Below are 10,216 nucleotides of genomic sequence, written 5' to 3' on the forward strand. Positions count from 1 at the left end.
CGGATTTGGACCGATGAAAAGAAGCCCCGCATCAAGAACCCTCTGTGCAAATTCCGCATTCTCTGACAAGAAACCATAGCCGGGGTGAATTGCGTCGGCTCCGCACGTCCTCGCCGTATTGATGATCTTGTCCATCACAAGGTAGCTTTCGCGCGATGGCGGCGGCCCAATGCAATACGCTTCATCAGCAGTCAGTACATGCGGACTCGTTCTGTCGGCTTCCGAGTAGACTGCAACGGATGCGATGTCCATCTCCTTGCACGCCCGGATAATGCGTACGGCAATCTCGCCGCGGTTGGCAATCAGAATTTTTTTGATCGTGCGAATCACTGATAACTTATTGCAGAAGTGTTCATTTCAGGAAACCGGCATGATCATGCATCGGCCAATTCCACCACGGTCGCCCCCGATCCTCCTTCATTCCACTCGGCCAACCGGTATGATTTCACACGCGGATGGTGTGAAAGAAATTCCGTCACCTTTTTCCGCAATGCTCCCGTTCCTTTTCCGTGGATAATGTCAACCCGATGCAGCCCGGTCAGAATGGCCGTATCAATGAATTTGTCGACCAAAGGCACCGCCTCTTCGCTGGTCATTCCTCGCAGGTCGATATCTCTGACAACCTCCGCAGGCTTTTCCGATTCGATTGCCGAGGGGCGGAATGAGGTTGAACGAATCTTTTTCGCCATGACGAGATCCTTTGTGGGAACCTTCATCTTTAAGCTTCCGAAAAGAACGATCGCACTCTTGCCATCAGGGCTCAAGCCGGCAACCTCGCCTGTCTCGACACCGCCGGATAATCTTACGGCAGAGCCGATTTCGAGAAAATCGGATTTGGGCATGGCTTCTTCTTGTCGAAGAGTGGCGATTTCGATTTCGTCCTGCACCTTTTTGACCTCCTCCCTCACAGCCCGAACCGATTCCTTGTCTGCAGAACGTTCCTTGATCTCTCGTATGCTCCGCTCGATCAGGGCGTTTGCGTTGTCGACTATTCCTTTGGCCTCCTCGACAGCTTTACGCTTCAGTTCCTTAAGTTCGGACGCCAGAGACGAGAGCTTCGATTCGTATTCCAGGACGAGTGAATCGAGGCGGGATTTCTCAGCCCTAACGTCGTAAAGTTGATTTCTGTATTTTTGAGCTGAGAGTTCGAGATTCGCAATCAACTGTTCAAGCCGTGCCTGATGATGTCCCATAAATTCCCGTGAGCGAGAGAGCATATCTTCTTTGAGACCAATACGTTGAGCCATTTCCAATGCATAACTACTTCCGGGGATTGCAGGCGTGAACTTGAAGGTTGGCGTGAGTGTCGTTTGGTCAAATTCCATTGCCCCATTCTCAACCCCTTCGGTATTATGGGCGAAGACCTTGAGTGAACTGTGATGCGTTGTCGCAATTGTATAGGTGCCGCGCTTCGTCAGAGATTCGAGGATTGCAGCAGCAATTGCGCCTCCCTCGGCCGGATCTGTACCTGAACCAATCTCATCAATCAACACAAGTGAGTTCGATCCGGCCTGTTCGTCGATTGCTTTCAAATTGCGGAGATGTGAACTGAACGTGCTGAGGTCGTTTTCGATTGATTGTTCATCCCCGATATCAACAAACATGTCTTTGAAAATGCGGAGCACAGATTGATCGGATGCCGGAATGTGCATACCGCACTGAGCCATCAGTGTAAGCAAGCCAACAGACTTCATCGCGACACTCTTACCCCCGGCATTCGGGCCGCTGATGACAAGCGTATTGTAGGAGCTTCCGAGCTCCAGATTGAGCGGAACCGTTCCATCCCGCCCGTGCGATTGTAGAAGGATAGGATGCCGCGCCTCAACGAACTTTAGAGGACCTGTCTCTGTAACTTCCGGAGCTACACCCAAGATTTCGATAGAGTATTTTGCCTTTGCATGCAAGAGGTCTAACTCAGCCAAAATAGCAGAGTTAGCTAGCAACTGATCACGTATGTGTCCCACCTGTATTGTCAACTCACGTAAAATTCGCTCGATCTCTCGTTGCTCCTGAAACTGGAGATTGCGAATTTCGTTGTTTAAATCCAACGTGTCAGACGGTTCAATGAAAACCGTCGCTCCGCTGGCGGAAGCACTATGAATGAAACCATGAACCCGGTTTTTATGCTCCGCCTTAACAGGAATGACCATCCTCCCTTCTCTCGTTGTGATGATCTCATCCTGAGCAAAACCAAGATCGGCGACATTCCTCAAAATGGTTGCAAGGCGCTTCTTTGTTTCTTCATACTTGTCCGCCAGGGTTCTGCGAATGCTAAGCAACTCCTTGGAGGCATCTCCCTTCACATTGCCATTTTCGTCAATTGCTTGATCAAGATTGTATTCAAGCACGCGATCTATGTGGAGGGGTTCCGCTATTTCCCAGAGCAACGGGTACGCTTCGCGACGCTTGCCGATGAACTGCCGAAGAACACGGGCCGCGCGGAGCGTAGACAGCGTGTGCCACAGTTCTTTTGGCGTAAGAACTGTTCCGTCAATAGACGATTTCGCTACTGCCTCCCTTGTCGGATAGATCCCGTCGAGCGGCAGAGCAGATTCTTGTTCAAGCAATTTCTTTAACTCATTGACTCTTTGTAACTCACATCGTACTTGCTCAAGTGAAGTCAGCAGGGTAATTCTGGAAACCAAGTCGCGACCTGGATCGGACGAAGCATACCGTAGAATCCTCTTGAGAATCTTATCGAACTCCAACTTCTCCAAAGCCTGATCAAAATGTCCCATGGTTCTGCGTGTTGGGCCCCTAACCAAGCCTGTTTTTGACGAGTTGCTGAATGATCTTGCCGTCGGCTTTTCCTTTGAGTTCCTTCATAACCAACGGCATGATCTTCCCAAAATCGGCGGGCGACGATGCTCCGCTTGAGTCAATGATTCGCTCAATCACGTGCCGGATTTCTTCTTCGGACATTTGTTTTGGAAGATACTCTGCAATGATGTCGAGTTCAGCAGTCTCCTGCTCGACAAGCTCTGTACGTCCTGCGGCACCGAACTGTTGAATTGATTCTCTCCGCTTCTTGGCGGCACTCGTTAGTGTCGAAATTTCATCGTCCGGTGTCATCACCCTTCCGCTGCCGCGAAGCTCGATTGCCTTCTCCATCAGCACAGCACGAAGGGTACGGAGCGTCTCAAGGCGGAGCCGTTCTCCGCTCTTCATAGCAGATTTAATATCCTCGCTGATCTTCTCGGTCAGCCCCATAAATCAGTTCTCCCAAAAAATGAAAAAAGGCAGGTACTGCGGGTCCCTGCCTAACCTATTCGTTGTTGTGTTGTTTGTTCACGAAGCTATCTCGCGCGACCCCATGTGGCAGTTCGAGGAATGTGTACAGAAATCTGAAACAAAATTACTTGATTTTGCCGTGAGATGCAACCACCTGCCGGTGGCGCCTGAAGATCAGGTTGCGAACGCCGTTACAGAAATATCGTAAGCTCCTCGTTTGCGAATTGAGTTTGGTATGTTCGGAGTGCTGAGGAAGCGGGACCCTGCGCCACCTGTCCGTTCGTGCGAAATCGTGACCCGTGGCACGGACACACATACGTTTGTTCTTGAAACCCTGTTATCGTGCATGCTTCATGAGTACACGTGGCTGTCAGCGCTACAAACGAATCTTGGGATACGTGTGCAACAAGCAACGCACCGCCGCTGAACTGTACTAACGCCGCATTGCCGACGACTGCAAGTGCCGAACCGGCAGGGATGGAAACAGTTACTGTCCCCCCCGCCAACGTGCCCTGAACTACCGGCAACGCAGGCGCATTCGGATTGTCATCACTCTTGCATGCAACAAAAAACTGCGCTACAGAACCGTGCAGTGCCAAAACCGACCCCACTTTGCACGCATTTACAACAAATTCTCTACGCGAGTGAACGTTCCCTCCCTGTTCAAATCTTGCCATAAGTAAATCTCCTTTTAAGGTGCCTGTGTAGTAAACATGCGACCTGTTGCAAGAGTTTCAGAGGAATTGGAATTTTACGGAGAATGCTGCACATCTGGCCTTACATTACGCCGAACATTCTAATCGTATTGCCGTTGAGAGAACGCGCTGACTCCGAGCATAGGAACAGAATCATCTCCGCGACTTCTTCTGGTGTTACCCATCGGGAAAAGTCTGCGTCGGGCATTGATCTCCTGTTTTCCTCGGTAAGGATAATGCCCGGCGCAATGGCGTTTGCCGTGATTCCTTTCGCTTTCACTTCGGCTGCTATCGTCTCGGTCAGGGTTATCACACCTCGTTTCGAAATAGCATACGGCCCTTTGTTTGCGCCTCCCGTTATTGCCGGCATTGCTGCGATGTTCACAATTCTGCCCGCATTTTGCTGTTTCATTTCTTTCAGAACCTCGCGACTCATGAGAAACGCCGTCTTCAGATTCAGGTTCATCATCCGTTCCCATTCATCCAACGACACATCGGCAATTGCACTCCCCCCCGCATACCCTCCTGCTATATTGACAAGAAAATCAATTGCATGAAATTTTGCCTTCACATCAGATACAAACTGGATGACTTGCTGTTCAACGGAGATATCGGCTTTGCCCATCCAAACCCGGTCAGTGGAGTCGCGGATTTCCTTCGGGAGAAGGTTGGCGGACGATGTTTGTCGGAAGGGAATCGCGATAGTTGCTCCGGCTGTAAAGAAATGGGCGGCCACAACATTTCCAAGCGCGCCGGTTCCTCCGGTAATGATTGCAGTCTTGCCTCGAAAATCCATTCTAACCGATAAGAGAAATGAAAGAGTCGGATTTGCCCAGCCAATATATTCAGCGACAGCCCGAATTGCAAACTGAGTCTTCTTGTTCAGTGCCTTATGATGCAAGCTCCTTGTGTTCTCGTTTCAATCACCTTGCATTTACATCGGAGTTGCGCTAAATTGTTTCATGTAACAATGGAGATCCAATGAGGCTGGTTGTTTTTCTCATGGCTATAGTCATAGCTGCACCCGCATTTGCAGGAGATCCTCTGCAGGTCGGAGGCAGCGCTCCCGACTTTACGCTTTCGTACGTGACAAAAGATACAATCATCGGAAACGGATTTACGCTTTCGGCTCATCTGGGGAAAAACAATATCATCCTTGCCTTCTACCCCGCGAACTGGAGTGGCGGATGCACAAAGGAAATGTGTACAATGCGAGACAATTTTGTCCCGCTCGCCGAACTTGGAGCCAACGTGTACGGTATAAGCGGCGACTATGTCTGGTCGCACCGCGAATGGGCGAAGCAGCTTGATCTTCAGTTTGCACTTCTGAGCGACCACGATCATACAGTTGCAAAGATGTATTCCAGTTACAATCCCGAAACGGGGTATAACAAACGAACTGTGTATGTTATTGACAGATCAGGAAACATCGCCTACATCGACCCCGACTACAGAGTTGCAACAGACGATTCGTTCAATAAACTCAAGTCAGCGCTCAGAACGATACAATGACTGGAGACAACCAAACCGGAACGTACAAACCTATTGCATGTTCGGTGTATGATGTTCTCGAGGCGTCCTCGGTGAAAAGACAATTACTCAGGCTCGATATTCGGTCATCCAATGGCATCATAGTAAGGAATGTGTATGTGCTCGATCTGTTCTCCCAGGACAAAACGGAGTTCCTGAAAGGCAAAGATTCTTCAACGGATGAAGAGTTTGCGGTACGTCTTGATGAGATTCTGCTCATAACCGACCCTGCCACAAACACTGTATATTCTCCAAGAACCTGCTGACATAACAAGTACGTCGCAAGCCGTCTTTCTCAACTAAAACCCGACCACGTTGAAATGAAAATACTCTCTCCCCTTTTTTGCCTGTCACTCTTCTTCCTGGCTTGCGGCTCCGGTGAACGGTTTCAATCCAGCGCAACGATCTATTCAGGGGAAAAGCACCTTACCAACATTCGTCAATTGACGTTTGGTGGCGAGAATGCCGAGGCGTATTTTTCCTTCGATGAGTCGATGATTATCTTTCAATCCACTCGCGATACCTTCCGTTGTGACCAGCAGTTTGTCATGAATCTCGCGTCGGGCAAAACCCGCCTGATCAGTACAGGAAAGGGACGAACAACCTGCGGATATTTCTTCCCGGACGATCGGACTGTTCTATTCTCATCAACCCATCATCGACTCGATGTATGCCCTCCGCCGCCCGACTACTCGAAAGGTTATGTGTGGCAGGTCTCACCCGAATATGACATTTTCACTGCTGATATCGATGGATCGAATTTGCGACAGCTTACAAATACGCCCCGCTACGATGCTGAAGCGACGGTCTCTCCGGCAGGTGACAGAATTGTGTTCACATCGCTCCGCAACGGAGATCTCGACCTGTACAGCATGAACCTCGACGGGTCTGACGTCCGGCAACTGACTCACGATTTAGGCTACGACGGGGGCGCGTTTTTTTCGTGGGATGGAAAAAGAATTGTGTACCGCGCGTGGCATTACGCAGACACTGCATCCGCAAACATCTACAAAGAAACCCTTGCCCGGAATCTCGTCCGTCCGTCGAAAATGGAAATTTTTGTTATGGATGCAGATGGGTCAAACAAGCGCCAGTTGACCAGCAACGGAGCCGCAAATTTTGCCCCGTTCTTCCATCCTGACAACAAACGTATCATTTTTGCATCTAACTTGGCAGACCCAAAAGGGCGCAATTTCGACTTGTATATTATGAATGACGACGGCACCGGCCTTGAGCAGGTGACATTCAACCCAACGTTTGACAGCTTCCCGATGTTCACAAGAGATGGAAAGCGACTCATCTTTGCATCGAACCGCAATGCACAAGTTGAAGGTGAAACGAATTTATTCATTGCAGATTGGAACGACTAAAAAAGGACATACCATGAAAAGAACTGCATTCTTACTTGTAGCCACCGTCTCTTTCTTCCCTGCTTCATTTTCCCAATCCCCCGAAATCACGGTTGACGAGCTGAAAGCACATGTGCACTATCTTGCTTCGGATGAACTTGAAGGCCGCGGTTCGGGTACCGAGGGAAACCGCAAAGCGGCCGAATACTTGAAGCAACAGTTTGCTTCTTATGGATTAAATCCTGCCGGAAAGGATGGCTCGTTTCTCCAAGAGTTTGAATTCGTTTCTGCCGTGAAGCTCGGCCCGAAGAATACGCTGTCGATCAGTGCGGCGAAGGGTGCAAGGAAGAAATACGACGTTGACAAGGATTTCAGGCCGCTCGGGTTTTCATCGAATACAGCAGTAACGGGTGCTGTGGTGTTTGCCGGTTATGGCATTTCCGCGCCGGAAAAGGAATATGATGACTACACAGATATTGACGTTGCAGGAAAGATCGTAGTTGCGCTTCGTTACGGCCCAGACGGCAATGACATTCACAGCGACTTGTATCGGTTTACATCTTTCAGGAATAAAGCCCGGTACGCACGTGAAAAGGGTGCCGCGGCCCTGATTATTGTTGATCAGTTGAGTGAGTATCCCGTAAAACTCTCGTACGACCAGTCACACTCAACATCAGGCATTCCTTGCATCTCCGTCAGGAAAAGCGTGTTGGAAGAGCTTCTCGCTCCTCTCAAGAGGGATTTGGGAGGAATTCAGGAAAGCATCAAAGCCAATAGAAGGCCCGCCACTTTTGATATTCCCGGCGTAATTATCTCACTCGAAACCGAAGTCATTCAGGTTATGTCGCGTACGGCAAATGTTTTGGGGTACGTCGAAGGGACAACGCACAAAGACGAGGTCGTGGTAATCGGCGCACACTTCGACCATCTCGGATACGGAGGCGAAGGTTCGGGCTCCCTTCAACCTGACGTCATTGCCATTCATAATGGCGCTGATGATAACGCATCCGGGACTGCAGCATTGCTGGAAATTGCTCAGAAATTTGCTGCATCCAACAATCCCCCAACACGTACCGTTCTCTTTATCGGATTCTCAGGCGAGGAGTTAGGCACTCTCGGCTCGCAATACTATACCAACAATCCCTACTTCCCTCTCAATCAAACAGTTGCCATGCTTAATATGGACATGATCGGAAGGATGAAGGAGAATACCCTTACGGTTCACGGCGTCGGCACATCGCCCGTCTGGAATGACGTTGTGAAGAAGTGGAATACAGCGCCTGATACAATGTCGATTCGTACCGTAGCCGACGGCTTCGGGCCCAGCGACCACGCATCGTTCTACACAAAAGACATTCCCGTTCTCTTTTTCTTCACAGGAACACACAGCGACTACCACAAACCGTCAGACGATTGGGATAAGCTCAATTATGAGGACAAGCAGCGCATTGCCCACTACATCTACAATATTGCCAATGATGTGCAGAGTATGACGCCGCGACCGCAATTTACCAAGGCGCAGAGCACAGCCTCGGCAATGGGCGGCGGCGACGGGCGCGGCTTTAGCGTGACGCTCGGTGTTGTTCCGGATTATGCAGCCGACGTGAAAGGCATGAAAATTGACGGTACGCGCGCAGGAGGTCCGGGTGAGAAGGCAGGTTTACAGGCAGGCGACATCATTACGATGCTTGGCGGAAAGAAGATTCTCAATATCTACGACTATATGGGAATTCTCGGTGAGTTGAAGGTTGGCCAGGTTGTTGAGATTGAGATTACGCGGGACGGAAAGCCGATGACGCTCTCGGCAACGATGACGAAGCGATAGTTCGCCAACGGGATAATGGAGTCTCCTCAATCCGACAACACCACATCTTCCGAAGAACGTTAGTGATGCAGCTATAATTTCTTCAATCGATCATGTGCCTCGGCGATGAAGTTGTGGGCAATCCGCACACGAGCCTCTTCGCTCCTTGCCGCAAACATCTGTTCACGCTGGGTCTTGATGAATTCATTCAGCGTTTCCCTGTCCGAAACCGGGAGTTCACTCAGGAAACTCTCAAATGTGTCGGTTGCAGCCATAGTGTTGTTAACACTCCTTGGTTCTTAGTTATCGACTGTATTTCCATCCGGTTTCTTTCAACGTCAGGATGCCGTGCTCCCGCCTGGAGAGACCGTCGGTAATCTCTCCGACGAAGAGAGTGTGATCGCCCGTTGCCATTGATTGAGTAACTTTGCACTCAAATGAAGCGACGGCGTCCTCGAGAAAAGGTGTTCCTTGTTTTGAAAGTGCGAAATTCCTGTTGTTGAGTTTTAAGCCTGCCTGCCTTGATCTTTTGAGGAAGGGCTTTGCCAATTCTACTGAGCCTTCCGGTAAGAAATTAACGGAGAAGAAGTTAGATCGGTCGATATAAACCTGCATATCGGAATCAGATTCTATGGCAATGCCTATGAGCGGAGGATTGAATGATACTTGCGTCATCCAGTTGGCTATGATTGCTGCGACACCGTCCTCGGTTCTAGAGCCAACAATATACAGCCCATAAGGAATCTTGTTTAGTACTTTATCTCGGGTCGATTTCTCCAAAGCTCAAGTCCTCGGTAACCTACTTTCTGCCTTCCACGCAATCATCGCACTGGCAAAGCGATCGTAAATGCTCCCACGTGTACATTCCCATGTCATGCCCATCCCCCCAGATTGGTTTAACGGCATAATTACCGACAGTTGTCATGTTCATCAATCTGTAACGTCCGGGAATTGTCTTGTCTGGAGCCGGTGGCACATACGTGCGTAACAGAATGGTTTCGCCTTGGCACCCTGCGCACGGACATGCATCACGAAGTGCCATGAGTGAAATGCGGCTCAAATGGCCATCACTCCAAGTCAGCGAAATTTCGGCCGGGGTTGTTTGCCTCAAGCTCGTGACGTGCATTCTACTTTCTTCCCTTCAGTCTCAGTTCGAGGAAAGCGTGAATGCGCAGCCAAGCCTCAAGGGTTGTTGCTTCATCATATCCTTGTATGTTATTCGGATTCATAAATCCATGTCCTACATTAGGATAGACTACAGTTCTTACATTTTTTTCGAGCTTCTGAGCACTTCGTTCGAATATCTTGACGCTTGCTGCAGGAATACCGCGATCAGTTTCTCCAAAGATGCCGAGGATTGGGCAGCCTATCTTGTTCAGCTCTTGCTCTTCTGTCACCAATCTTCCATAACAAATCACAGCAAGGGCCAGCGACGGGAGAACTTGAGAAGCTGTAAGCGAATAGCTGCCCCCCATACACCAGCCGATAGAGCCGATATTTTCTGAATTAACCGTGGCCAATTTCTGTAGAAATGTGAACGCCCCTTTAAGGTCCTTGGCGACTCGATCTTCCGGAAGTCCCCTCATCAGTTCATGTGCTTCTTCTGC

At 49.7% G+C, this 10,216-nt stretch carries 13 protein-coding genes; 4 read left to right on the forward strand and 9 right to left on the reverse strand.

What is annotated here, in order from left to right; all coding sequences use genetic code 11:
- The 5 genes from KF749_18285 to KF749_18305 all read right to left on the reverse strand — a co-directional run.
- A partial coding sequence (locus KF749_18285) for an acetyl-CoA carboxylase biotin carboxylase subunit (protein ID MBX2993105.1) occupies positions 1-327 on the reverse strand: 327 nt, incomplete at its 3' end.
- A 47-nt stretch (positions 328-374) separates the two neighbouring features.
- Positions 375-2,738, reverse strand: coding sequence for an endonuclease MutS2 (locus KF749_18290; protein MBX2993106.1), 2,364 nt, complete (start codon positions 2,736-2,738; stop codon positions 375-377).
- A gap of 19 nt (positions 2,739-2,757) precedes the next feature.
- On the reverse strand, positions 2,758-3,210 hold the full coding sequence (locus KF749_18295) for a GatB/YqeY domain-containing protein (protein MBX2993107.1): 453 nt from the start codon (positions 3,208-3,210) through the stop codon (positions 2,758-2,760).
- Between the two features lie 212 nt (positions 3,211-3,422).
- Complete coding sequence (locus tag KF749_18300) at positions 3,423-3,908, reverse strand: Rieske (2Fe-2S) protein (protein MBX2993108.1); 486 nt, start codon at positions 3,906-3,908, stop codon at positions 3,423-3,425.
- A gap of 100 nt (positions 3,909-4,008) precedes the next feature.
- On the reverse strand, positions 4,009-4,722 hold the full coding sequence (locus tag KF749_18305) for an SDR family oxidoreductase (GenBank protein MBX2993109.1): 714 nt from the start codon (positions 4,720-4,722) through the stop codon (positions 4,009-4,011).
- A gap of 185 nt (positions 4,723-4,907) precedes the next feature.
- Between KF749_18305 and KF749_18310 the strand changes: the two genes are divergently transcribed.
- The 4 genes from KF749_18310 to KF749_18325 are packed head-to-tail and all read left to right on the forward strand — an operon-like array spanning position 4,908 to position 8,630.
- A complete protein-coding gene (locus KF749_18310) occupies positions 4,908-5,438 on the forward strand; it encodes a peroxiredoxin (GenBank protein ID MBX2993110.1) in 531 nt (176 codons plus the stop codon).
- The gene (locus KF749_18315; protein MBX2993111.1) at positions 5,435-5,722 is read left to right on the forward strand and encodes a hypothetical protein; all 288 of its coding nucleotides are present in this window, start codon (positions 5,435-5,437) and stop codon (positions 5,720-5,722) included. The genes KF749_18310 and KF749_18315 overlap by 4 nt, the downstream gene beginning before the upstream one ends.
- A gap of 54 nt (positions 5,723-5,776) precedes the next feature.
- Positions 5,777-6,826 (forward strand): PD40 domain-containing protein, encoded by a 1,050-nt coding sequence (locus KF749_18320; GenBank protein MBX2993112.1) that lies wholly within the window; start codon positions 5,777-5,779, stop codon positions 6,824-6,826.
- A gap of 13 nt (positions 6,827-6,839) precedes the next feature.
- On the forward strand, positions 6,840-8,630 hold the full coding sequence (locus KF749_18325; GenBank protein MBX2993113.1) for a M20/M25/M40 family metallo-hydrolase: 1,791 nt from the start codon (positions 6,840-6,842) through the stop codon (positions 8,628-8,630).
- 71 nt (positions 8,631-8,701) lie between these two features.
- Here KF749_18325 and KF749_18330 read toward each other — a convergent pair whose 3' ends face one another.
- The 4 genes from KF749_18330 to KF749_18345 form a co-directional block, all read right to left on the reverse strand.
- Positions 8,702-8,884: a hypothetical protein gene (locus tag KF749_18330; protein MBX2993114.1), complete on the reverse strand. Its 183-nt coding sequence runs from the start codon at positions 8,882-8,884 to the stop codon at positions 8,702-8,704.
- A gap of 28 nt (positions 8,885-8,912) precedes the next feature.
- The gene (locus tag KF749_18335; protein MBX2993115.1) at positions 8,913-9,389 is read right to left on the reverse strand and encodes a flavin reductase; all 477 of its coding nucleotides are present in this window, start codon (positions 9,387-9,389) and stop codon (positions 8,913-8,915) included.
- A gap of 19 nt (positions 9,390-9,408) precedes the next feature.
- Positions 9,409-9,735 carry a DUF971 domain-containing protein gene (locus KF749_18340; protein MBX2993116.1) on the reverse strand — a complete coding sequence of 109 codons (327 nt, stop codon included), beginning with the start codon at positions 9,733-9,735 and terminating at the stop codon, positions 9,409-9,411.
- Between the two features lies 1 nt (position 9,736).
- Positions 9,737-10,216: dienelactone hydrolase family protein (locus KF749_18345; protein ID MBX2993117.1), on the reverse strand; the 480-nt coding region annotated here is incomplete at its 5' end.

This window comes from Bacteroidota bacterium (assembly GCA_019637975.1).
Taxonomy (GTDB): Bacteria; Bacteroidota; Ignavibacteria; order UBA10030; family UBA6906; genus CAADGV01.

Excerpts from the sequence above, each read along its gene's own strand:
- KF749_18295 (MBX2993107.1), bottom strand. The coding sequence starts at position 3,210 with ATGGGGCTGACCGAGAAGATCAGCGAGGATATTAAATCTGCTATGAAG.
- KF749_18300 (MBX2993108.1), bottom strand. The coding sequence starts at position 3,908 with ATGGCAAGATTTGAACAGGGAGGGAACGTTCACTCGCGTAGAGAATTT.
- KF749_18320 (MBX2993112.1), top strand. The coding sequence starts at position 5,777 with ATGAAAATACTCTCTCCCCTTTTTTGCCTGTCACTCTTCTTCCTGGCT.
- KF749_18315 (MBX2993111.1), top strand. The coding sequence starts at position 5,435 with ATGACTGGAGACAACCAAACCGGAACGTACAAACCTATTGCATGTTCG.
- KF749_18340 (MBX2993116.1), bottom strand. The coding sequence starts at position 9,735 with ATGCACGTCACGAGCTTGAGGCAAACAACCCCGGCCGAAATTTCGCTG.
- KF749_18305 (MBX2993109.1), bottom strand. The coding sequence starts at position 4,722 with ATGGATTTTCGAGGCAAGACTGCAATCATTACCGGAGGAACCGGCGCG.
- KF749_18290 (MBX2993106.1), bottom strand. The coding sequence starts at position 2,738 with ATGGGACATTTTGATCAGGCTTTGGAGAAGTTGGAGTTCGATAAGATT.
- KF749_18330 (MBX2993114.1), bottom strand. The coding sequence starts at position 8,884 with ATGGCTGCAACCGACACATTTGAGAGTTTCCTGAGTGAACTCCCGGTT.
- KF749_18325 (MBX2993113.1), top strand. The coding sequence starts at position 6,840 with ATGAAAAGAACTGCATTCTTACTTGTAGCCACCGTCTCTTTCTTCCCT.
- KF749_18310 (MBX2993110.1), top strand. The coding sequence starts at position 4,908 with ATGAGGCTGGTTGTTTTTCTCATGGCTATAGTCATAGCTGCACCCGCA.